We start from the raw sequence: 22,224 nt of genomic DNA, 5'->3' as shown, positions 1-22,224 counted from the left end.
ATCAGCCAAAGACGCGGCCCAGGGCACCGTCCACGGCGCTGACGATCTGGTCGATGTCGTCCTTGGTTGCGATCAGGGCGGGCGAGAAGCACAAGGTATTGTTCTTGCCAGGCAGCGAGCGGTTGGTTGCACCTATGATGACGCCTTGCTGCATGCAGTCACCCACGACCTGTGCGACGATCTTTTCATCGACCGGGGTCTTGCTGTCGCGGTCCTGAACAAGTTCAGCGCCCAAAAACAGGCCCTTGCCGCGCGCCTGGCCCACGACCGCGTGTTTGTCACCCAGCGCATGCAGCTGGTCGAGCATGTAGTCGCCCATGGCGGTGCAGTTTTCGAGCAGGTTCTCGCGTTCGATGATGTTCATGTTCTCGATCGCGGCTGCCGGGCCTGCGGTGCAGCCCCCGAAAGTGGAGATGTCGCGGAAGTAGTTCAGGTGATCGGATGCATCGTCCTTGAACATGTCAAAGACTTTTTCCGTGGTCACGCAGCAAGAGATTGCCGCATAGCCAGAGGCGACGCCCTTGGCCATGGTCACGATGTCGGGCTGGATGCCGTAGTGCTGGTAGCCGAACCATGTGCCGGTGCGGCCAACGCCGCAGACCACTTCGTCGATGTGCAGCAAGACATCGTATTGATCGCAGATCTCGCGGACGCGTTCCCAATAGCCGTCGGGCGGGGTGATCACGCCGCCGCCGGCCGTGACAGGCTCAAGACAGAGCGCGCCCACGGTGTCGGGGCCTTCGCGCAGGATCACTTCTTCGATCTGGTTGGCGGCCCAGACGCCGTAGTTTTCATCGGGCGCACCGTCCTGTTCGTGCTTGCGGTACTCAAGGCAGTGCGGCACGCGGACAAAGCCGTCGGTAAACGGGCCGTATTGGGCGTTGCGTTCATCCTGACCGCCGGCGGACAAACAGGCGATGGTGGTGCCGTGATAGTCGCGGTCGCGGTAGAGGATCTTGTGCTTTTTGCCGCCATAGCGCTTGTGCGCAATCTGGCGGACCATTTTGAAGCCCTTCTCGTTCGCCTCAGAGCCTGAGGAGGCATAATAGACCCGGGTCATGCCCGGCATCTTGTCGATCAGCATCTCAGAGAACAGCGCGCCCGGGATCGAGCCTGCCGTGCCGCCAAAGAAGTTCAGCTTGACCAGTTGATCGCGCACAGCGTTGGCGATGCTTTCGCGGCCGTAGCCCACATTCACGGTCCAGACGCCACCGGCAACGGCATCGATATGTTCCTTGCCCTTCTGATCCCAGACGCGCAGGCCCTTGCCTTCGACGATGATGCGCGGGTCGACCTGCTTGGCCGCGTCAGCATTCATATAGGGTTGGTGCTGGCTCAGGTGATGCCAGACATGGGCGCGGTCGGCTTCGACAACGCGGGAGAGGTCGTTTTCGTTAAAATTTCCGTCCATCGGTCAGACCTTTCAATGCGGAGGTGTCATGCGAATTCAGAAGCTTCGCGACCACTTTCAGCGCAGATTTCACTGCAAATCAAGCGAATCAGATAGAGCCAATATGCAATCTTCGTATCGCCAGAATTTGTGCCTGTCGAATGTCAGAATGCAAAAGTGGTGGCATGCGGATCCTGTCAGCACTTGGGCGGCCAGGCGGAAAGTGACAGTCACCGCGCAAGTTTTCCCGCGCCTGTGGTCGTGAGAACACCGGGGATTTGAGGATTAAGTCAGGTGAAGCGCGCAGACTGGACTCATGCTCCCGGTGTGACTGGACATAGGTTTCCGCGTCAATATGGACAGAGTGCGCGGGGCAGATGGCTAGGAATGCGCAATTTCTGAGACTTTCACACTCGAAAACACCGATTCAGGTGACTTTGCGTCACAGAAAAGATTGCACAGATATCGTGAAGCGGTAACAGTGGAGCGGTCTCGTTCGGTGGAAGTCTACATCACCTATGCCACTGAACGCCAATTGCCGGCAGGATCGGCACAACATCGAAGCCCGTGTGACAAACACTGCGGGACAATGGGAGAAACGAATGTTTAAGAAAACGACTTGCGGCTTTGTCGCTGGCGCCGTCATGGCAATCACCGGCAACGCAGCTTTTGCGGATGGCCACGGTGAGATTACTGTTGGCTATTTCCTTGAGTGGCCAATGCCTTTCCTCGCGGCCAAAGCGTCGGGCGCCTATGACGAAGCGCTGGGCATGAAGGTAAACTGGGTTTCCTTTGAGACCGGTACTGCCATGTCCGCGGCCATGGCGTCGGGCGACGTACAGATTTCCGTGTCCCAGGGTGTGCCGCCTTTCGTGGTTGCGGCATCGGGCGGTCAGGACATCCAGATTGTTGACGTCGCGGTTTCCTACTCCGAAAACGACAACTGCGTCGTGCACGCGGACTATGAGATCGACAAGGATTCCGCCAGCGAACTGGCAGGCAAGAAAGTCGCCGTTCCGCTGGGGACTGCGGCACACTATGGCTTCCTCAAGCAGATGGACCACTTCGGTATCGACGTGTCCTCATTGGAAGTTGTCGACATGGCACCGCCAGAAGGCGCGGCGGCCCTTGGCCAGAAGGCTGTTGATTTTGCCTGTGGTTGGGGCGGTGGCCTGAGCCGGATGAAGGAATACGGCAACATCCTGTTGACCGGTGCCGAAAAGCAGGAACTGGGCATTCTGGTGTTTGACGTCACGTCTGCGCCTGCGTCCTACATTGCCGAGAACGGCGATGTTGTCGCCAAGTTCGTCAAGGTGACTGCGGATGCCAACGCCGAGTGGGCCGCCAACCAGAGCGAAGATATGCTGGCCGTCATCGCTGAGCAGTCCGGTATGGACGTCGAAGCGACACGCAGCTCGATCACGACATTCGAGTTCCCCACAATCGACGAGCAGCTTTCTGGCGCATGGCTTGGTGGGAACGCGGCGACCTTCATGAAGGGTGTTGCAGACGTATTCGTCGAAGCGGGATCCATCGATGGTGCGCTTGACAGCTACGAGGGGACCGTCAACACCGGCCCACTTGAAGCTGCCAAAGGCATGTAAGACGACTTTCATCGGCGCGGGTAATCCCGCGCCGATGATCTTTCAGGAAATATACAGGGCAGGGCAGCTGTCCGTTGCAGTCTCCAAAGGGACAGGAAGACGCGCTGATGACCGGATTATCCATTGAAAAACTATCCATGCGCTTTGATCTGCCGAACGGCGGGTCGGTTCAGGCATTGCAGGATGTCGACCTTGAGCTGAAGGCGGGCGAATTGCTGAGCGTGCTGGGGCCGTCGGGCTGCGGCAAGACCACGTTGCTGAATATCGTGGCGGGCTTTCTTGCACCCACGGGCGGCAAGATGACGCTGAACGGGCATCAGGTCACGGGCCCCGACGCCGAACGCGGCATGGTGTTTCAGCAAGGCGCGCTGTTTGAATGGATGAGTGTGCGGGAGAATGTGGGCTTTGGCCCGTCGATGAAGGGCATGCCCAAGAACGACAAGGCAGAGATCGTGGATCATCTGCTTGACGTGGTCGGTCTGCAGGATTTCAAGGAAAAGGCGGTTTACGAGCTGTCAGGCGGTATGCAGCAGCGTGTGGCATTGGCCCGCTGTCTGGCAAATGACCCCGATGTGATCCTGATGGACGAGCCATTGGGTGCCTTGGATGCGCTGACGCGCGAAAAGATGCAGAGCCTTGTGCTCAAGCTTTGGAAAGAAACCGGCAAGACGATCATCCTGATCACCCACTCTGTCGAGGAGGCATTGCTGCTGGGGGAGCGTCTTATCGTGATGGCCCCGCGGCCGGGACGCATTCACAAGGAATATCGCCTGCCCTTCGCCGAGCTGGGCGTGGGCGCGGATCTGCGTGAGGTCAAGAAACACCCCGAATTCGGACCCCGGCGTGAAGAGATCCTCAGCATGATCTGGGATATGGAAGAAGAGATTATGGGCCGCACGGAGGAAAGCGCATGACCGGTTTGGTTTTCCTTGCCATCTATGTTGGCATCTTCGTCGCCGCCTTTTTCATCATCACCAAGGGCGTCCAGCGCGCGACAAGCGATTATACTTCGCTCAAGACCGTAACATTCGGTGACGAAAGCGCAGTCCGGCCCAATCGCTATGCCGGGATCATTTCGATCCTCACAATCTTTGTGATGTGGGGGATGTTCACAGGCTCCAGCCTGTTGCCCTCTTTCCTGCATGCGCCGGGGCCCTATCAGGGCACTACATCGTTCACCTATACCGCCGAGGCCGGTGGAGAGCGTGACGATGCCGAGGTCACGATCGTTGTCCACCCGCGCGAAGTCGCAACGGAAGCCCCCGAAGTCGAAGCGGGCGATGGCTTTGCCAAGAACGATTCTGCTGCCATTGCGCAATGGCGTTCGGGCTTGATCAATGTGGCCGGGAATGACGACATTTCCAAAAAGGATGGCAATACGGTTGTCGCGATCAACGGCACGCCCGTCGTGCCCGGTGACGGCGTCGATATCGAAGGTGGCCGGGTCGTTATCAGCGACAAGGGCACGCCAAACTTCACGCCCAACAAGGGCTGGCAGATGGAGCCTTTGTACCTGCCCGCGCCCGAAACCGTCTGGACGCGGTCGGTGCAGGTCGCACAGGAGGGCTTCCGCGACTTCACGCTGATCGAACACCTGGGCTATTCGCTGTTCCGTGTGATTGCGGGTTTCCTGTTCGGGGCGCTTTTGGGCATTCCGCTGGGGTATGCGATGGGGCTGTCCAACTGGTTCCGCGGTTGGTTTGATCCCATTGTTGAATTTATGCGTCCGGTGCCGCCGCTGGCATTGATCCCGCTGATCATCATCTGGTTCGGGATCGGCGAGACCGGCAAGATCATCCTGCTGTTCCTCGCGGCCTTATGGATCATGGCGATTGCCGCCCGCTCCGGTGTGTCGGGCGTCAATATCTCGAAGGTGCATGCGGCCTATTCGTTGGGGGCCAGCAAGTGGCAGATTATGCGCTATGTGATCATTCCCAACTCCCTGCCGGAAATCTTCACCGGTGCGCGGGTGGCGATGGGTGTCTGTTGGGGCACGGTCGTGGCCGCAGAACTGGTGGCGGCGAGCCAAGGTGCGGGCATGATGATCATGACCGCGGCCAAGTTCCAGAACACGGATATCGTGATCATGGGGATCATCCTGATCGGCATCATCGGCTTTGGCATCGACATGCTGATGCGCATAGCGGAACGGTTTCTGGTGCCCTGGAAGGGCAAGGGCTGAACCTTTCGCGTTCGACAAAGAGAAACGCCGGGCCTGTGCCCGGCGTTTTCGTTTGGGAGGCGATTTCTTTGAAAGAAATCGGTCGGAAATTTTCAAAATTTCCGCGCCCGTGGCGACAGGCGGATCATTTTCCGGGTTTGCCGCGCTTGGGGGTTGCGTGCCCGCCTTTGCCCGCTTTGACCCTGCCGCCCTGCTTGCCGATCTTGTTGGGCGGGGTGAAACGCTTTGACGGGTCTGCAGCGCGTTTGTAGGGTTTTTCGCCCGGTGCCGCCTCTGAGCGCGGTGGCTTGCCACTGTTGGGTTTGCGGGGTTTGTCCGTGGCAGCTGGTTTGTCCTGCTTCCAGACGGCCTTGGCCTTTTGCTTTGGCTTGGCGCCTGCCTTCATCGGGCTGCGCTCGGTCTTGTGCGATTTGGGCGGGCGTTCGCCTTTCGGTTTGCGCGGTGCTTCGTCGCGGGGGCGGGCTTCGGCAACCGGTTTATCCGGTCTTGGGGCAGGTGGTTTGCGCGGGGCCGAGGGCGCATCGGGATCAAAGCTTTTCCGGTGTGGTTTGCGGTCTGGCTTGGGGCCGCGTTTGGGTCCGCCATGGGACAGGTCCGGCGCCTTGTCGAGCTGCGTGATGACAGCGCCGCCTTCGCCCTTCATGTCGGGGCCCAGTGCATTTGCGAACCGCTGCGCGGAGGTGGCGAGGATTTCCACAAAGCTGTGGCTGTCCTGGACGCGGATTGCGCCGATATCGTCCTTGGTCAGGTCGCCCAGTCGGCAGAGCATCGGCAGCAAGGTGCGGGGTTCGGCCCCGTCATTGCGCCCCTTCGACACAGAGAACCAGACCGATGGCCCAAAGGCCGGACGCGGCGTGTCGTCGCGCGTGCCTGCGTCCATCAGTTCTTCGGGCGCAGAGGCACGGGCGCGGTAGAGGTTCACGAATGCCGTCGCAAGTTGCTGTTTGGAATACCGCGTTGCGAGTTCTGCGACGAAATCCGCGGCATCCTCGGGCGCGGGATTGGACCATGCGGGATCAGACAGCAGGCGGTCTTCGTCTGCCGCGTTCACGTCAGCAGCAGAGGGCGGTGCGGCCCATTCCGCCTTGAGCTTGGCCCAGCCCAGCAGGCGGCTCGCCTTGGATTTCATCTTGGGCGGGACGATCAGGGCGGACACGCCCTTGCGACCCGCGCGGCCCGTGCGGCCGGAGCGGTGCTTGAGCGTGTCAGCATTGGTCGGCAGGTCGGCGTGGATCACCAGCTCCAGATTGGGCAGGTCGATGCCGCGCGCCGCCACATCGGTCGCGATACAGACCCGCGCGCGCCCGTCGCGCAGGGCCTGTAGAGCGTTTGTGCGTTCCGATTGGGTCAGCTCGCCCGACAGGGCCACCACGGAAAAGCCGCGGTTGGTGAACCGGGTTGTCAGGCGGGCAACGGCGGCGCGGGTGTTGCAAAAGACGATCGCGTTCTTGGCCTCGTAAAAGCGCAGCACGTTGATGATGGCGTTTTCGGTGTCGCGGGGATGGACCGTCAGCGCGCGATATTCGATATCGGCGTGCTGCATGGCCTCGCCCACCGTGGTGATGCGCTGGGCGTCGCGCTGGTAGGATTGTGCCAGCTTTGCGATGGCCGCAGGCACGGTGGCGGAGAACATGAGCGTGCGGCGGTCTTGCGGCGCTTCGGAGAGGATAAATTCGAGGTCCTCGCGGAAGCCCAGGTCGAGCATCTCGTCCGCCTCATCCAGCACCACGGCGCGCAGTTCCGTCAGGTCGATGTTGCCGCGTTTGATGTGGTCGCAAAGCCGCCCCGGCGTGGCGACCACGATATGGGCGCCACGGTCGAGCGCGCGGCGCTCGGTACGGGTGTCCATGCCACCCACGCAGGTTGTGACCACCGCGCCTGCGCGGCCATAGAGCCAGCCCAGTTCGCGCGCGACTTGCATTGCCAGTTCACGCGTGGGTGCGATGACCAGCGCCAGCGGTGCGTCCGCAGGACCGAAATGCGTGTCCGTGCCCAGGAGGGTGGGTGCGATCGCAAGGCCAAAGCCCACCGTTTTACCGGAGCCGGTCTGGGCGGAGACCAGAAGATCAGCTGTATCAAGCGCGGGGTCGGACACCGCTTCTTGTACGGAGGTCAGCGTTTCATAGCCCTGTTCGGCAAGGGCATCGGCGAGGGTCTGGATCAAGGGATCGGTCCTTATTCATCATTCATCGGATGGCGGGCACGCAGAGGTGCCTTGGGGGGCGCATCGCGCGTCGGTACGGGGTTGGCGCGGGAATGTACACCATCATTCCGGCAGGCCCGGACGGCTATGCAGTGGCGTCATATCTGTGAAAGGCGGCCTGGCGGGCAGGGCTGGCGTGCGGGCACCCGCTTTAGGCGGGATCGGCGGCAGCGACGGCATCGGCCCAGGGCGCGGTGACTTCGGTGGCGCCGGCGTTCCGGGTGCCGGTGCGCGAGACCGCAGAAGGGCAGGCGAAATGCAGCGGGTAGATCGTGCGCGGTGCGGGGACCATTGCGCCGAGCATTTCTTGCAGCTCTGAGAGCACCGGCGCGGGCATGCTGTCATCCACGATGGTTGCTTCTGCGAGGCTGGAATCGATGCGGGGCGTGTGCAGGGCCGCGTCGAGGTCCATGCCGTAGTCCAGCAGGAAGGACGTCAGTTGTGCCACTGAAGGCAGGATCTTGCGCCCGCCTGAGGCGCCAAGGGCAAAGCGCGCGCCATCGCTGCGTTCAAGCAGGGTCGGGCACATGTTCGTCAGGCAGCGTTTGTCGGGCGCAATGGAGTTCGCTTTGCCCGATTCGGGGTCAAACCACATGATGCCGTTGTTCATCAGGATGCCACTTGTCGGCAGCATCAGTCGCGAGCCAAAGATCGACAGCAAGGTCTGGGTCACGGCCACCATGTTGCCTGCCGCGTCCACCACGTTGAAGTGGCTGGTGCAGGACGGGTCCGGTTCGTGGTCGGTGTCGCCCATGGTTTCATAGCGCGCGGCATTGGCGGTGCGCAGGGCGGCGTCGTAGGCGGCATAGGCTGTGGCATCTGGTTTAGTGCCGTCGGGGTGCCATTCGGTCAACAGGTCCAGCGCGTGGTTCAGGGTGGGGCCCGCGGTCAGGCGCGGTGCGCCAAAGACGCGGTGGCCGCGGTAGCTGTGTTCAGATGCTGATGTCAGGGTGGCGCGGTAGCTTTGCAGGTCTTCGATGGCGTGCCGTCCACCGGCCGCTTGCAGATCGGCGATGATGCTGTCGGCAAGAGGTCCGTCATAAAAAGCGCGGGGGCCGTTTTCCGCGACGGTGCGGAGGGAGGCTGCGAGGCGGTTGAGGTCACAGCGGGTATCGCCCAGTGCGGTCCAGTCCATGGCCTTGAGGTAGCCGCCTGCATCCAGAAAGGTTTCGGCAGAGGCCGGGAAGGCCGCCAGATCTGGGGCGGATCCGGCCAGGATCAGCTGTGCATACCAATCGACCGGCAGGCCGTCTGTGGCCAGCGTGATGGCCGGGGCCAGCAGGGTGGCCCAGTCCATTGTCGCGAAGGTTTCATGGGCCAGTCCCATGCCGGCCACGTTTCCGGGGACTGCGACCGCGCGGGCGCCAAAGACGTTGGCGTCGTCCTTGACAGCGGGCCATGGAAAGAGGTCCCCGGCCTTGCCGCCCACGATGGGGTAGTCCTCAATGCGCAGCCCTTTTGGGGCACGCATGCCGAATTCGATGACCTTTGGTGCGGGATCATCGGCCATGCGCACCACCATATAGCCGCCGCCGCCCATGCCGCTCATCCAGGGTTCAGCCGCACCCAGCGCAAAGGAAGTGGCGATGGCGGCGTCCACTGCGTTGCCGCCCCGGGCAAGGATACGCGCGCCTGCGGTTGCGGCGACGCGGGATTGGGCGGCGATGATGCCTGCGTCAGAGCTGAGGGCGGGTTTGGTGATGTGCCATGAGGCGTTTTGTTGACGTGTCATGCGGGCATCCAAGACGGTTTGGGGCTGGTTTGCAATGCGTGTTCTGGGTGATCGTTGAGGAGGCCACGGGGGCCCGGAATCAAGGCGCAGGCGCCGGGCCATCGTCTGCCCGCCCCACGGGTCGGCGCTGGCCCGGCGGGCAGTGGCTGTGGTTCTAGGAGACATGGTTGATGCTGTGACCTGAAATTTTCGGAACCATCTCGCTTTTCCAGCTCTTTTCATATAGAACAAAAAGTGAACATATGGAGGGATGCATGGTGACCGATTCTTCTTTTGGGCAGGTGATTTCCCTGTCTTCAAAACGCTTGGTGCAGGATGTGCCACGCCCCGGGGGCGGGGATGCGGTGCTGCGCGATGTGATTTCGGATGCGCCGTTCGACGCGGCGATCACGGGGTTTGTGCTGTCGTGCCTGCCGGGCAGTGCGGCCCCGGTGATGTGGGTGTCCGACCGGATGTCGCAGCGCGAGAACGGGCGTTTGTATGGGCCTGCGCTGGCAGCGTTCGGGTTCAAGGGCAAGGTGCTGCGGGTCGAGGTCAGCCATCCGCGCGATGTACTGTGGGCGATGGAAGAGGGCGCGGGGTGCGCCGGGCTGGCCGCTGTGGTCGGCGAAATACATGGCGCGCCCGAGGTGCTGAGTTTCACCGCGACCAAGCGGCTCGCGCTGCGGGCGGAGGCCTCTGGCGTACCGATCTGGCTGATCCGCACGGGCGAGGACGGGGCATTGAGCGCTGCACGCGAGCGCTGGCGGTTGCGGTCCCTGCCGTCCGCCGCGCATCCCTACGACCCCCAGGCCCCCGGTGCGCCCTTGTGGGAGGCCGAGCTTTTCCGCGCGCGCGGGCGCGCGCCCGGCGTGTGGCGGGCGGGCTATGACGCAGGTGCAGCCCACTCCGAGGATCGTCTCAGCCTGGTTTCCCGATCTGGCGATGGATCGGTGGCGCCGGATCGTCAGCCAGCAACGGACGTTGCCGGATGATACGGTGCCGGTGATCCTGGCCGCGCCCGGCAGCCATGGGCCGGTGGTGCATGCGCTCAGTGCGGCGGCAAAGGCTCTGGGGATCGAGTTGGGCGCGCGGGTGGTCGATGTGCAGGCCATTCATCCCGATTTGCACGTGGAAAACGCGGATCCTGCGGGGGATCTCAAGCTTTTGGACCGGGTCGCCCTTTGGGCGCGGCGGTGGTGTCCGTGGACGGTGCGCGATGCGCACGACGGGATCGTGATGGATGTCACCGGGGCGGCGCATTTGTTTGGCGGCGAGGCGGCGATGCTGCGCGATATGGCGACGCGGTTTCGCATGCAGGGGCTGAGTGCGCGACTGGCGATGGCACCGACGCGCGGAGCGGCGCAGATGCTGGCGCGGTTCGGCCCTGCGGGGGCCGTGTGCGGTGCCGATGATGTGGCGGCGGCGGTGGCACCGCTGCCTGTGGCGGCCCTGCGGCTGGAGGTCGAGACGGTGCGGCTTTTGCATCGTCTGGGGCTGAAGACGCTGGGGCTGCTGATGGAGGTGCCGCGCGTGGCGCTCATGCGGCGGTTTGACCGGTTGGCGGCGGACCGCAATCCGCTGGTGTTGCTGGACCGGGCGCTGGGGCGGGCGGCGGACCCGTTGAATGCGCCGCCCGAGGGGCAGCGCTGGCTGGCGCGGGCACGGCTGGCAGAGCCTGTGATTGATCCGGTGCCGCATCTGGATGGGCTGGCAGAAGATCTTTGTGCGCAGATGGCTGGCGCCGAACAGGGCGCGCGGCAATTGCGGCTGACCATTTACCGCGTTGATGGGGAGTGGCGCAGCCGGGATGTGGCGCTGGCGCAGCCCAGCCGGGAGCCTGCGCATTTGTTGCGGTTGCTGACGGGCAAGCTGGAGGGGATTGACCCCGGTTTCGGGTTTGATCTGCTGACGCTGGAGGCTTTGCGGGCCGAACCGCTGGCGTTGCATCAGGACCCGCTGGATGGCGCACGCGATGCCGCACGGGATGTGGCCGGGTTGCTGGACCGCCTGAGCGCACGGTTGGGGCCGCAGAAGATCAGCTGGTCCACCTGGACGGAAAGCCATCTGCCCGAGCGGGTCGAGGGACGGGTGCCTGCCCTGGCGGGGAAGGCCGAGGCGGCACCTGTGCTTTTGCGCGACCGGCCGGTGCGTGTGTTGATGCCGCCCGAGGAGATTGCGGTGCTTTATGCCGTGCCCGAAGGCCCGCCGGCGCGGTTTTCCTGGCGGCGGGTGTCCTATCTGAGCACGCGGCATGAAGGGCCCGAGCGGATCGCGCCCGAGTGGTGGCAGGACCGCCCCGGCACGCGACTGCGGGATTATTACAAGGTCGAGGTGCAGGGCGGGCGGCGGTTCTGGCTGTATCGTGAGGGGATACTGGGAGACGGGCGTGGGGGCGACCCGCGCTGGTTTCTGCATGGGGTGTTTGCCTGACGGGAGGCGCGCGCGTGCCGCGACGCCCCTCCCGCCATCCCGTATGGCGCGTTTTATGGGCGTGGTTTTGTGGGGAGAAGGCGGCATTCAGGTATTTGAAAAAGGGTGAAAGGGGGCAAGCTGCTGCGTGCCACAACAGGAGGGGCATAAGCGTCGGACGCTGGAGGAGGATGAGCCGTTTCGCGCCCATCCCCCCGGTCCTTATGTGGAGCTGGGGCTGGCCAGTTGTTTTTCGTTTTTGCGTGCGGCATCCGATGCGGTGGATCTGACGGCCACGGCCAATGCGTTGGGGTATCACGCTGTCGGGGTTGCGGATCACAATACGCTGGCGGGTGTTGTGCGCATTCATACCGAGGCCAAACGGGCCAGGGTGCGTCCGCTCATTGGGTCGCGCCTGGTGTTGATGTGTGGGGCGGAGATCCTGGCCTATCCGCGTGATCAGGCGGGGTATGCGCGGCTGTCCACGTTGCTCTCCAAGGGCAAGATGGCGGATGTTGACGGGGGCTGGCAGGAAAAGGGCGAGACGCATCTGACGCTGGAGATGCTGTGTGCCCACGCGGAAGGTGTGCATTTGATTGTCATGCCGCCGGAAAATCTGGAGGTATTCGAGGCGGGCCTGGCGCGGCTTGTGAAGGCGCTGCCGGGGATGCGGTATATCGGCGCCAGCTATCTTTATCGCGGGGATGATGTGGCGCGCATTCATCGGCTGGACGGGATGGCGCGGGCGCATGGGTTGGGGATACTGGCCACCAATGATGTGCTCTATCACGCCCCCCACAGGCGGCCCTTGCAGGATGTGATGAGCTGCATTCGCGAAGGCGTGACCATTGATAAGGCAGGGTTTTTGCTGGAGGCCAATGCGGAGCGCTATCTGAAATCGCCTGCCGAGATGTGTCGGTTGTTTGATCGCTGGCCGCATGCGGTGCGCGCCACGCGGGCGGTTGCGGATGACATTGCGTTTTCGCTGGATGATCTGAAGTACGAGTATCCGCATGAGATCGAGCCTGAGGGGCGCACCGCGCAGGAAGAACTGGAGCGTCTGACCTGGGCGGGGGCCGCGCGGCGCTACCCGGATGGTGTGTCGGCGCGGATCAGGGGGATCATCGAGAAGGAATTTGCGCTGATCCGGGAAAAGAAGATCGCGCGGTATTTTCTGACCATCAATGACATTGTGCGGTTCGCGCGCGAAGAGGCAGAACCGCCGATCCTGTGTCAGGGGCGCGGGTCAGCGGCGAATTCGGCGGTGTGCTTTTGTCTGGGGATCACCAGCGTTGATCCCGAGGAGCATGATGTGCTGTTTGAGCGGTTCCTCAGTGAGGAGCGGGATGAGCCGCCCGACATTGACGTCGATTTCGAGCATGAGCGGCGCGAGGAAGTCATTCAGTACATGTATGCCAAGTACGGGCGGGCGCGCGCCGGGCTTTGTGCGACGGTCATTCATTACCGGCCCCGGTCGGCCATTCGGGAGGTTGGCAAGGCGATGGGGTTGTCGGAGGATGTGACCAGTAAGCTGTCCAGCACGATCTGGGGCTCGTTCGAGGCGGATGTGCGTGATGAGCGGGTGAAAGAGGCAGGCATGGATCTGAGTGATCCGTATCTGCGGCGCGTGATCAAGCTGGCGCAGGAGATGACGGGCATGCCCCGGCATCTGAGCCAGCATGTGGGCGGGTTTATTCTGACGGAGAGGCCTTTGACCGAGATGGTGCCGATTGGCAATGGCGCGATGCCGGAGCGGTCGTTCATCGAGTGGGACAAGGATGACATTGATGCCTTGGGGATTTTCAAGGTCGATGTGCTGGCCTTGGGGATGCTGACCTGCATTGCCAAGGCGTTTGATCTGATGCGGGCGCATTACGGCGCGGATTATGAGCTGGCCACCGTGCCGCAGGAAGATCCCGATACCTATGATATGCTGTGCGCCGGGGACAGCCTGGGGGTGTTTCAGGTCGAGAGCCGGGCGCAGATGGCGATGTTGCCCAAGCTGCGGCCGCGCACCTTTTATGATCTGGTGATCGAGGTGGCCATTGTGCGGCCCGGGCCCATTCAGGGGGATATGGTGCATCCGTTTCTGCGGCGGCGGCAGCGCATCGAGGGGGTGAGCTATCCCGCGCCGGGGCCTGAGCATCCGCAGGATGAGCTGTTGAAGATATTGGGGCGCACGCTGGGGGTGCCGATCTTTCAGGAGCAGGCGATGAAGATCGCCATTGATGCGGCCAAGTTTTCGCCCAAGGAGGCCAATGAGTTGCGCAAAGCCATGGCCACGTTCCGGTCGCGCGGAACGATCGAGACCTTGCAGAACAAGATGGTCGGGCGGATGACGGACCGGGGCTATGACCCGGATTTTGCGCAGCGGTGTTTTGACCAGATCAAGGGGTTTGGGGAATATGGGTTTCCTGAAAGCCATGCGGCGAGCTTTGCCAAGCTGGTCTATGTGTCGTCGTGGATGAAGTGCCATTATCCGGATGTCTTTGCCTGTGCATTGCTCAATTCCCAGCCCATGGGGTTTTACGCGCCCGCACAGATTGTGCGGGATGCGCGCGAGCATGGGGTCGAGGTGCGCGGGGTGGATGTGGATTTCTCGGACTGGGATTGCACGCTGGAGCCTTGTGGCAAGGGATTTGCGCTGCGCCTTGGCATGCGGCAGGTAGATGGGATGCGCCAGGAGGCGGCGCTGCGCATTGTGGCGGCGCGGGATCGGCCGTTTGAGGATGTGGCGGATCTGAAGGAACGCGCCAAGCTGGATCGGGGCACCGTGCGGCGGTTGGCGGCCGCCGATGCCATGCGGAACATGGGGACTTGTCGGCGGCAGGCGTTGTGGCAGGCGCAGGCCCTCAAGGACGCGCCGGATTTGCCGATTTTCGCCCATGCGGAGACGCGCGATGAGGGGGCAGAGCCGGTGGTGAGCTTGCCCGCCATGCCGCAGGCGGAGCATGTGGTATCCGATTATCAGACGCTGCGGTTGTCGCTGAAGGCGCATCCGGTCAGTTTTTTCCGGGCCAGTTTGCGTAAACAGGGGTTTGCTGCGGCCGAGGCCTTGCCGGGGATGTGGCATGGGCAGCGGGTGCAGCTGGCCGGGCTGGTGCTGGTGCGCCAAAAGCCCGGGTCTGCCAAGGGGGTGTGTTTCATCACGCTGGAGGATGAGACGGGGGTGGCCAATCTGGTGATCTGGCCAAAGATGTTCGAGGCGTATCGGCGCGTGATCATGGCGGCGCGGCTGCTGGTGGTGCAGGGGCGCGTGCAGAGCGACGGGCGGGTCATTCATGTGGTGGCCGATCATCTGGAGAACCGGACGGAGCGGCTGGATGCGCTGGCCGACAGCCCGGTACCTGCCACCACGGTGCGCGGGGATCATCCGACGCATCCGATCCCAGGGCAGGTCAGCCCGCGCAAGCATCCGCGCGATGTGCGCGTGATCCCCAAGTCGCGGGATTTTCATTAGCGCCGCGTTTGTGTCAGGGGTAGGAAAAGGAGCGGCCCAGGGGCCGCATGCGATCTTGTTTTGGGAATGAAGGACGCTGTCCTTCAAACATCCTGGGAATGTTATGGCCAGAGAAAGAGAAAATCCGTGTTGAGGGCTGTGCCGCTGACTCGCGATCTGGTGTTGGTCGGGGGAGGGCATGCGCATGCCCTGGTGCTGCGGGCCTGGGGGATGGATCCCTTGCCGGGAGCGCGGCTGACAGTGATCAATCCGGGACCGACAGCGCCTTATACGGGCATGCTGCCGGGTCATGTGGCGGGCCATTATGGGCGCGATGAGCTGGAAATTGATCTGGTGCGTCTGTGTCAGCACGCGGGTGCGCGGCTGATCCTTGGCAAGGCGGTGGCTCTTGATCGTGTGGCCCGGCGCATTGACGTCGAGGGCTGGGGGGCGGTGGCCTATGATGTCGCCTCTGTCGATATCGGGATCACGGCTGAGATGGATCTGCCGGGGTTTGCGGCACATGGTGTCGGGGCGAAGCCGTTGGATGTCTTTGCGGCCCGGTGGCGGGACTTTCGGGATCGGGCCGGGGCGGGGGATGTCCCTGCCGAGATCGCGGTGATCGGTGGCGGGGTTGCGGGCTGCGAGGTGTCGATGGCGATGGCTTTTGCGCTGCGCGCCCGGGGGGTCACGCCCGCCGTGACGGTGATCGAGGCCGGGCCGCAGATCACGGTTGTGACGAATCGCGGGCGCGAGATCATGCTGGAGGAGATGGCAGCCCTTGGGGTGAAGGTGCGTTGTGATGCAGTGGTCGAGGCGGTCACGGCGGATACTGTGCGCATCGCGGGGCAGTCGGATGTGGCGGCGCGGTTCACGGTTGGCGCTGCGGGGGCGTTCGCACACGACTGGCTGGCGCAGACGGATTTGCCGTTGGTGGACGGATTCATTGAGGTCGGCTCTGATTTGGGAGTGAAAGGGGACGAGAGGCTTTTTGCCGTCGGCGATTGTGCGCATATGGCCCATGCCCCACGGCCCAAGGCGGGGGTCTTTGCGGTGCGGGCGGCACCGGTGCTGAAACATAATCTGCGGGCTGCGCTGAGCGGGGGGGTGCGCAGGGAATTCAGGCCGCAGCGTGATTACCTCAAGCTGATATCGCTGGGCGGAAAGTCCGCGATGGCCGAAAAATTTGGCCGCGTTTTCAGGGGCGGCCTGATGTGGCAGTGGAAGGATCGGATTGATCGGGCGTTCATGGACCGATTGGAGAATTTGCCGGCCATGGCGGTGGCGCCGGTTCCGGGAGAGGTTGCCGGTGGGGTGCGCGACATGCTGGCCGCAAAGCCGCTGTGTGGCGGATGCGGGGCCAAGGTGGGCGGCGGTGTGTTGGCGGGGGCGCTGGCAGATGTGGTGCCTGTCGAGGGCGATATCCTTGCAGGTGCGGGGGATGATGCGGCGATCCTGAAGGGGCCGGACGGGACATTTCAGGTGATCAGTACGGATCATTTGCGCAGCTTCATTGCCGATCCCGTGATGATGACGCGGATCGCGTTGGTGCATGCGCTGGGGGATGTCTGGGCGATGGGGGCGGCACCGCAGGCGTTGTTGTCGAGCATTGTTCTGCCGCAGATGTCGCCCGAATTGCAGGCCCGGACGCTGGAGGAAATCACGCGCACCGTGACGGGCCTTTTGGGCGAGGTTGGCGGTCAATTGGTGGGGGGCCACACCACCATGGGGGCGGAACTGACGATTGGTTTTACGGTGACAGGGACGACGCTGGGCCAGCCCATCACGCACGCCGGGGCGCAGGTGGGGGATGCCCTGGTCCTGACGCGGCCTATCGGATCGGGTGTCATTCTGGCGGCGCATATGCAGGGGCAGGCGCGTGGGCCCGACGTAACCCGCCTGCTTGAGATCATGGCGCAGCCGCAGGATCGTGCCGCGCAGGCGTTGGCGGGTGCACATGCGATGACCGATGTGACGGGCTTTGGGCTGGCGGGGCATGCACTTGCGATTGCGCGGGCATCAGGTGTGGATCTGGTGCTGAACGGGGGCGATATCCCGGTTTACGAGGGCGCGCGGGCTTTGTCGGCGGCAGGTGTGGCTTCGACCTTGCTGGCTGCCAACCGGGCGGATGCGCCTGCCGCTGGAAGCGATGATCCGCTGCTGCATGATCCGCAGACGGCGGGCGGATTGCTGGCGGCTGTCCGGTCCGAAGATGTGGCCGGCGTGCTTGAGGCTTTGCGCGTGACCGGCGGTGAGGGGCATATCATTGGCCGCGTGGAAGAAGGGCCCGGGCAGGTGCGGGTCAGCTAATCTCAGCGATCAGATTTTTGGCCGTACGTTGCAGTGATGTGGGATCAAGGCGCTCGAGTTCGACGCGGCGGATGGCCGTGGCTGAGCGGGCGGCGGATTTGGTATAGCGCGGATCGTAGTGGGCGGTGATCAGGCCCTCGGCCAGCGCGGTCCAGTCCTGTGCGCGGGCCAGAATGTGCCAGCCAGAGATGGTTTCAGCGGCGTGATAGGGGCTTAGCTTGTTAATCTGGGTTGCCAGCAGGTCAGGGTCTGCTGTGAGGTCGCGATAAGCGCTGCTGAGGTAATCGGCGCGCGCCGCAGTGGGGGCTTTGATTTCAACACGTGATGCGGATTGCATGGCGGCCCAGAGCGAGGGAGGCAGGGTGCGTTCTCCGATGCGGCTGCTTTCTGCTTCGACCCATGTTGGCTTTTGGGGGTCGAAGGGGTCGAGGGTGGCGGCAATGCGGGATTCGAACAGTTTCTGGGCGGGCTGCGGGTCAGCGGTTGCACCAAAAAGAGAGCCTCTGTGCGCGGCAAGGGCTTCGAGGTCGAGGGTTTGTGCGCCCTGTGCCGCAAGGTGGGTCAGCAGATCGGTCTTGGCCGTGCCGGTGCCGCCTTCGATCACGATCAGGCGGTGAGCGAGGGGCGTGTCATAGAGGCTTTGCACCACCAGTTTGCGGTAGCTGCGGTAGCCGCCCTTCAACAGGTGAACGCGCCAGCCAACCTGATCAAGGATGGTTGCAAAGGCGCCAGACCGTTGGCCGCCGCGCCAGCAGTAGACCAGCGGTTGCCAGTCGCCTTGTTTGCCAGACAGCGGTCCTTGCAGGTGCAGCGCGGTATTGTGCGCCACCAGCGCGCCGCCGATCTTGCGCGCGTCAAACGGGCTCTCTTGTTTGTAGATTGTCCCGACCTCTGCGCGCTGGGCATCGGTGAGGACCGGCAGGTTCATCGCACCGGGCAGGTGGTCTTCGGCAAATTCGGCAGGGGCGCGCACGTCGATGATCGTGTCGGCACCGAGTGCCGCGAGATCCGTCAGCGATGTCAGGGTCAAAGGGGTCATGCCCGCCCCTTCTACAGGCTGGGCGGGCAGGTTCAATCGCCGATGATGCGCAGATCACGAGGCAGATCGGACAGCACCTGCGGGCCGTCGTTCCGCAGGACCACGATATCTTCGAGCCGGATGCCGAAGCGGCCTGGCAAGTAGATGCCCGGTTCGATGGAAAAGACCATGCCGGTTTCGAGGACCGTGTCAGAGGTGGCCGTGATGTAAGGCGGTTCGTGGATTTCGACACCCATGCCGTGGCCGGTGCGGTGCATGAAATAGTCTCCGTAGCCCGCTTTGGTGATGACATCGCGGGCCGCAGCGTCGACGGCGCCGGCGCGCACGCCGGGTCTGGCGGCCTGCATCGCGGCCTGCACGGCGGCTTCGACGATGGCGTGGATTTCGGCGTAGCCCTCGGGGGCGTTGCCCAGAACGGCCATGCGGGTGATGTCGCTGGAATAGCCGTCCATGCTGCCGCCAAGGTCCATCACCACTGCGTCACCCTGTTGCAGGATCGTGCTGCCGGTCTGGTGGTGGGGAAAGGCGCCGTTGGGGCCCGCGCCCACGATATGAAAGAGCGGTGTTGCGCCCTGGCCTTTGAAGCTGTCGCGGATGATTTCGGCCACGTCCCATTCGGTCATGCCCGGTTTCATGGCGGCCCATGCCGCCTGCATGGCGGTATCGGCTGTCTGGGCGTTGCGTTTGAGTGTCGCGATCTCCGCCGCGTCCTTGCGCATGCGCAGCGTGCCAATGGTGGTGGCGGTGAACTGGCGTTGTGCCTGCAGCAGGGTGTCCTGTACCAGCGCCGCGAAATCGGCGCGCATGGTTTCGTCCAGCGCGATGCTGCGGGCGTTTGCGGCCTGCGCCGCGGTCAAGAGGTCGTCAAGGGCGCCTTGCGGGCCTGCGTCATCTGACCAGGTGTAAAAGGGCAGGTCGGTATGTTGCCGCGCGCTGTCGGCTTCGAGCACCGGCATCAGGAACGCGGCGGTCGATTGTGTGATGATCAGCAAAAGCGGGCGTTCATCACCGTGTGGATGCAGACCGGTGAGCCATTCCAGGTGCGCGCCGGGGCCAAGTGCCACAAGGTCGATGTTTTCGGCGAGCATTTTGTCGCGCAGGGCGTCGAGGCGGGTCATGGGGCGGCTCCTGTCTGGGATCACAAGAGCACTGGACCTGAGATGTAGGTGGGAATCAAGGTAAGGCAGGCGAGCTTGGGTCCTGACCCATTAATCTTGCACCGCTGGTTTGACAGATTTTTCTCGTGACAAGAAGCATCTGCGCAGGAACTCTCTTTGAATTTCAAGCAGATACGCCGCAGCTCACGGGGAAAATCTGTCAAATCCGAAGGACGACAAAACCGCTTCATTTCAACGGCTTGAGCCATTTGCAATTAACCCGTTAGTCGCTGCATGTCTCAAACCGCTGAACTTTCGCGGTTTTGACGCCAGCGGCGCAAGATTAGTGGGTCCTGACCCTAGGGCACTGCACGCGCGCTGATCAGAAATCGATAGCGATGCCGTTCTTTTCCCAATCGCCATAGCGCACCGGGTCAGGTCCGTCGCGGCCGCCATATTCTTTGGGGCGATCTACCTCGGCGGCCTTGCGGCGACGCTCCTCTGCTTCGGCGAGGGCGCGCTGGGCTGCGGGCGGGATTGGATGGGGGGCCGTGTTCTGCGGGGGCAGATCCGGTTTGGGCATGGGCGTTGGCGGCACCGGTGCGTCCGTCGGTATCGGTTTCTCGGCGGGGCGCGGTTGTGGCGGCAGGTCAGGGCCGGGGTCAGGTTTCGGGTTTGGCATGGCGTCCTCTTGAGGCAGGCGTAACCTTGATATACGCCCCGCTGAGGCTCAGGCAACGGTGCGGGTCAAAAAGAAAGGGCCAGTTCATGGCAGAAACAGGTGTCGATGCCCGTCGTAGTGCGGTGTACCTGCTGGATCAGATTCTGGATGATGAGCCGCGCTTGCTGTCCGAACTTCTGGGGGCTGGGGTGTTGGACCGACTGGCGCCGGATGATCGCGCGCGTGCGCAACGGCTTGCGATGGAAACGCTGCGCGGGATGGAGCGTGCGGATCGCATACTGCAAAAGCATCTGCGCAAGTATCCCCCTTTGACCGTACGCAATGCGTTGCGTGTCGGCACGATTGAGCTTTGTCAGGGCGGTGCGGCGCATGGGGTGGTAAATGCCATGGTCACACTGATTGCGGGCCACAAGCGGTATGGTCACTTGAAGGGGCTGGTGAACGCGGTTTTGCGTAAGGTGGCGGCGGAGGGCCCCGAGATCTGGCCGACATTGCGCACGCCGCGCCTGCCCAAGTGGCTGCGTGGCCCATTGGTCGAGGCCTGGGGACCACAGGCGATGGCCGCGATTGAGGCGGCGCATTTTGCAGGTGCTCCGCTTGACCTGACCGCCAGGTCCGATCCCGCTGCTGTAGCCGAGGCCGTTGGCGGTGTGGTATTGCCCACCGGGTCGGTGCGCGTGGCTGATGCCGGGCAGGTCACAGGCATGCCCGGATATGCGGCGGGTGATTGGTGGGTGCAGGACGCCGCTGCGGCCTTGCCGGTACGTGTTCTTGGCCCGCAGCAGGGCGAAGCGATCCTTGATCTTTGTGCGGCACCCGGTGGCAAGACGATGCAGCTTGCAGCCGCAGGCGCCGATGTCACGGCAGTTGATGATGCAGAAGGGCGCATGGCGCGGGTGAAGGAAAACCTCAAGCGGACGGGTCTCAGGGCGGACTTGCAGGTCAAGGACGCGCGTGCAGCGACGGGTGCCTATGATGCGATCCTGCTGGATGCGCCCTGTTCGGCAACAGGCACCATCCGGCGGCATCCAGACTTGCCCTTTGCCAAGGACGGAGCCGAGTTCGGTGCGCTGATCGCGTTGCAGGAAGAACTGATCGACCATGCGTGGGGATTGCTAAAACCCGGCGGGCGGATGGTATTTTGCACCTGTAGCCTGCTGCCGGACGAGGGCGAAGTACAGGTAGATGAGGCGCTGGAGCGGCATGGTGACATGCGCGTCGACAGCGATGCTCTGGCGTGCGAGGGCGTCGATGCAGGATGGATCACCGCCGAGGGGGGCCTGCGCCTGAGGCCGGATTATTGGGCGGATGCGGGTGGCATGGACGGGTTTTACATCGCCTGTCTGCGCAAGGAAGCCTGATCAGCCCGCGCTGTCCGGCGGATTTGGAATGGCGAGATAGGTTTCTTTCGGGATGGCGATCAGGTCTTTGATGCCAAGAGCCTTGCGGTCGGGGGCGTCGAGGCTTCCGATGGCGGCGTGTACGGCGTCAAAGGTTGCATCGGTGTCCGCGCCAGCGGCAGCGATGTAGGGCAGACCGGGCGTTGGGTCCGTCCATTCCAGCACCCGCAGGTCTGGGGCGAAGTCATCGTAGCGCTGGATCAACCGCCACGTGACGGCATCAAGTGCCGCGATGTCCGCCGTGCCTGCCGCAACTGCCTGTGCTGACGCGCTGTGACTGCCGCTTTCGGTTCGGTCCCGGAACCAGAAACCGTGGGGCCGCGTGGCGGCATAAATAGAGGCAAATCCAGATTGTGAGATGTTCATATTATAGGCGAACCGGGCCTGCGCAAAATCTGAAAGGGCAGTGCGCGGATCGTCAGCGCGCACGACAATAGGGCTGCGGTAATATCCAGGCGGGCACCCGTCGACGCCAAAATCGGGGGTTCCGATCAGGGACACCTGATCGTGCAGTCGTTTTCGATAAGGCATCCCGCAGGTCTGGCTGAGCACCAGATCGCGAGACGTCCAGACATCAAATTCGGAGAGGCCGTTTGAAAGGGTCTCCGGTGCAGGAATGCCGCGCCGGGCCAGTTCATCGCGGATCAATGCCCAATAGCGCACGTGTGCTGCATCGAGTTCGGGGCGCGCGTACATCATAAGACTGGCGATCATAGGGGATCTTTCGAATTGGTGCGTCGCGCAGAAGGTCCGTC

Annotated in this window: 15 protein-coding genes; 8 read left to right on the top strand and 7 right to left on the bottom strand. The window is 63.1% G+C overall.

Annotated features, from left to right (window positions below; translation table 11 throughout):
• Position 1 precedes the first annotated feature (1 nt).
• Complete coding sequence (locus H9Q16_RS12775) at positions 2-1,411, bottom strand: aminotransferase family protein (RefSeq protein WP_191075813.1); 1,410 nt, start codon at positions 1,409-1,411, stop codon at positions 2-4.
• A gap of 581 nt (positions 1,412-1,992) precedes the next feature.
• Here H9Q16_RS12775 and H9Q16_RS12770 point away from each other — a divergent pair.
• The 3 genes from H9Q16_RS12770 (at position 1,993) to H9Q16_RS12760 (ending at position 5,176) form a co-directional block, all read left to right on the top strand.
• Entirely contained in the window at positions 1,993-2,994 is a 1,002-nt protein-coding gene (locus H9Q16_RS12770) for a taurine ABC transporter substrate-binding protein (protein WP_191075812.1), read from the top strand.
• Positions 2,995-3,101: 107 nt separating this feature from the next.
• Complete coding sequence (locus tag H9Q16_RS12765) at positions 3,102-3,908, top strand: taurine ABC transporter ATP-binding protein (protein ID WP_191075811.1); 807 nt, start codon at positions 3,102-3,104, stop codon at positions 3,906-3,908.
• Entirely contained in the window at positions 3,905-5,176 is a 1,272-nt protein-coding gene (locus H9Q16_RS12760) for an ABC transporter permease (RefSeq protein ID WP_386259856.1), read from the top strand. Before H9Q16_RS12765 ends, H9Q16_RS12760 begins: the two co-directional genes overlap by 4 nt.
• A gap of 124 nt (positions 5,177-5,300) precedes the next feature.
• On the opposite strand, the gene H9Q16_RS12755 is transcribed toward H9Q16_RS12760, so the two are convergent.
• Positions 5,301-7,340, bottom strand: a complete 2,040-nt coding sequence (locus tag H9Q16_RS12755) for a DEAD/DEAH box helicase (protein WP_191075810.1) — start codon at positions 7,338-7,340, stop codon at positions 5,301-5,303.
• Positions 7,341-7,530: 190 nt separating this feature from the next.
• A complete protein-coding gene (locus tag H9Q16_RS12750) occupies positions 7,531-9,111 on the bottom strand; it encodes a gamma-glutamyltransferase (RefSeq protein ID WP_191075809.1) in 1,581 nt (526 codons plus the stop codon).
• Positions 9,112-9,365: 254 nt separating this feature from the next.
• Between H9Q16_RS12750 and H9Q16_RS12745 the strand changes: the two genes are divergently transcribed.
• The 4 genes from H9Q16_RS12745 to selD all read left to right on the top strand — a co-directional run bounded on the left by H9Q16_RS12745 (position 9,366) and on the right by selD (position 17,251).
• On the top strand, positions 9,366-10,085 hold the full coding sequence (locus tag H9Q16_RS12745; protein ID WP_191075808.1) for an ImuA family protein: 720 nt from the start codon (positions 9,366-9,368) through the stop codon (positions 10,083-10,085).
• The gene (locus H9Q16_RS12740) at positions 9,979-11,523 is read left to right on the top strand and encodes a Y-family DNA polymerase (protein ID WP_246455722.1); all 1,545 of its coding nucleotides are present in this window, start codon (positions 9,979-9,981) and stop codon (positions 11,521-11,523) included. The genes H9Q16_RS12745 and H9Q16_RS12740 overlap by 107 nt, the downstream gene beginning before the upstream one ends.
• A gap of 127 nt (positions 11,524-11,650) precedes the next feature.
• Positions 11,651-14,962: an error-prone DNA polymerase gene (locus H9Q16_RS12735; protein ID WP_191075807.1), complete on the top strand. Its 3,312-nt coding sequence runs from the start codon at positions 11,651-11,653 to the stop codon at positions 14,960-14,962.
• Between the two features lie 138 nt (positions 14,963-15,100).
• Entirely contained in the window at positions 15,101-17,251 is a 2,151-nt protein-coding gene (gene selD, locus H9Q16_RS12730) for a selenide, water dikinase SelD (RefSeq protein ID WP_343067844.1), read from the top strand.
• On the opposite strand, the gene mnmH is transcribed toward selD, so the two are convergent.
• From mnmH to H9Q16_RS12715, 3 genes are all read right to left on the bottom strand, one after another.
• A complete protein-coding gene (mnmH, locus tag H9Q16_RS12725; protein ID WP_191075805.1) occupies positions 17,244-18,290 on the bottom strand; it encodes a tRNA 2-selenouridine(34) synthase MnmH in 1,047 nt (348 codons plus the stop codon). The two genes, selD and mnmH, sit on opposite strands and share 8 nt — an antisense overlap.
• Before the next feature lie 32 nt (positions 18,291-18,322).
• Positions 18,323-19,408 (bottom strand): M24 family metallopeptidase, encoded by a 1,086-nt coding sequence (locus tag H9Q16_RS12720; protein ID WP_191075804.1) that lies wholly within the window; start codon positions 19,406-19,408, stop codon positions 18,323-18,325.
• 361 nt (positions 19,409-19,769) lie between these two features.
• Positions 19,770-20,069 carry a DUF1674 domain-containing protein gene (locus H9Q16_RS12715; RefSeq protein WP_191075803.1) on the bottom strand — a complete coding sequence of 100 codons (300 nt, stop codon included), beginning with the start codon at positions 20,067-20,069 and terminating at the stop codon, positions 19,770-19,772.
• 86 nt (positions 20,070-20,155) lie between these two features.
• Here H9Q16_RS12715 and H9Q16_RS12710 point away from each other — a divergent pair, with 86 nt between their 5' ends.
• Positions 20,156-21,430 carry an RsmB/NOP family class I SAM-dependent RNA methyltransferase gene (locus H9Q16_RS12710; protein WP_191075802.1) on the top strand — a complete coding sequence of 425 codons (1,275 nt, stop codon included), beginning with the start codon at positions 20,156-20,158 and terminating at the stop codon, positions 21,428-21,430.
• Here the strand turns inward: H9Q16_RS12710 and H9Q16_RS12705 are convergent, their stop codons facing one another.
• Positions 21,431-22,183, bottom strand: a complete 753-nt coding sequence (locus tag H9Q16_RS12705) for a phosphate/phosphite/phosphonate ABC transporter substrate-binding protein (RefSeq protein ID WP_191075801.1) — start codon at positions 22,181-22,183, stop codon at positions 21,431-21,433. It abuts the gene before it with no gap.
• Positions 22,184-22,224: the final 41 nt, after the last annotated feature.

Origin of the sequence: Sulfitobacter aestuariivivens (assembly GCF_014763045.1) — a bacterium.
Classification (GTDB): Bacteria; Pseudomonadota; Alphaproteobacteria; order Rhodobacterales; family Rhodobacteraceae; genus Sulfitobacter; species Sulfitobacter aestuariivivens.
The sequence above is the reverse complement of the archived record's forward strand: the minus strand, read 5'-3'. Positions and strand labels throughout refer to the sequence as shown.

Excerpts from the sequence above, each read along its gene's own strand:
- H9Q16_RS12745 (WP_191075808.1), top strand. The coding sequence starts at position 9,366 with ATGGTGACCGATTCTTCTTTTGGGCAGGTGATTTCCCTGTCTTCAAAA.
- H9Q16_RS12765 (WP_191075811.1), top strand. The coding sequence starts at position 3,102 with ATGACCGGATTATCCATTGAAAAACTATCCATGCGCTTTGATCTGCCG.
- H9Q16_RS12715 (WP_191075803.1), bottom strand. The coding sequence starts at position 20,069 with ATGCCAAACCCGAAACCTGACCCCGGCCCTGACCTGCCGCCACAACCG.
- H9Q16_RS12760 (WP_386259856.1), top strand. The coding sequence starts at position 3,905 with ATGACCGGTTTGGTTTTCCTTGCCATCTATGTTGGCATCTTCGTCGCC.
- H9Q16_RS12705 (WP_191075801.1), bottom strand. The coding sequence starts at position 22,183 with ATGATCGCCAGTCTTATGATGTACGCGCGCCCCGAACTCGATGCAGCA.
- mnmH (WP_191075805.1), bottom strand. The coding sequence starts at position 18,290 with ATGACCCCTTTGACCCTGACATCGCTGACGGATCTCGCGGCACTCGGT.
- H9Q16_RS12770 (WP_191075812.1), top strand. The coding sequence starts at position 1,993 with ATGTTTAAGAAAACGACTTGCGGCTTTGTCGCTGGCGCCGTCATGGCA.
- H9Q16_RS12720 (WP_191075804.1), bottom strand. The coding sequence starts at position 19,408 with ATGACCCGCCTCGACGCCCTGCGCGACAAAATGCTCGCCGAAAACATC.
- H9Q16_RS12775 (WP_191075813.1), bottom strand. The coding sequence starts at position 1,411 with ATGGACGGAAATTTTAACGAAAACGACCTCTCCCGCGTTGTCGAAGCC.
- H9Q16_RS12740 (WP_246455722.1), top strand. The coding sequence starts at position 9,979 with ATGACGCAGGTGCAGCCCACTCCGAGGATCGTCTCAGCCTGGTTTCCC.
- H9Q16_RS12750 (WP_191075809.1), bottom strand. The coding sequence starts at position 9,111 with ATGACACGTCAACAAAACGCCTCATGGCACATCACCAAACCCGCCCTC.
- H9Q16_RS12710 (WP_191075802.1), top strand. The coding sequence starts at position 20,156 with ATGGCAGAAACAGGTGTCGATGCCCGTCGTAGTGCGGTGTACCTGCTG.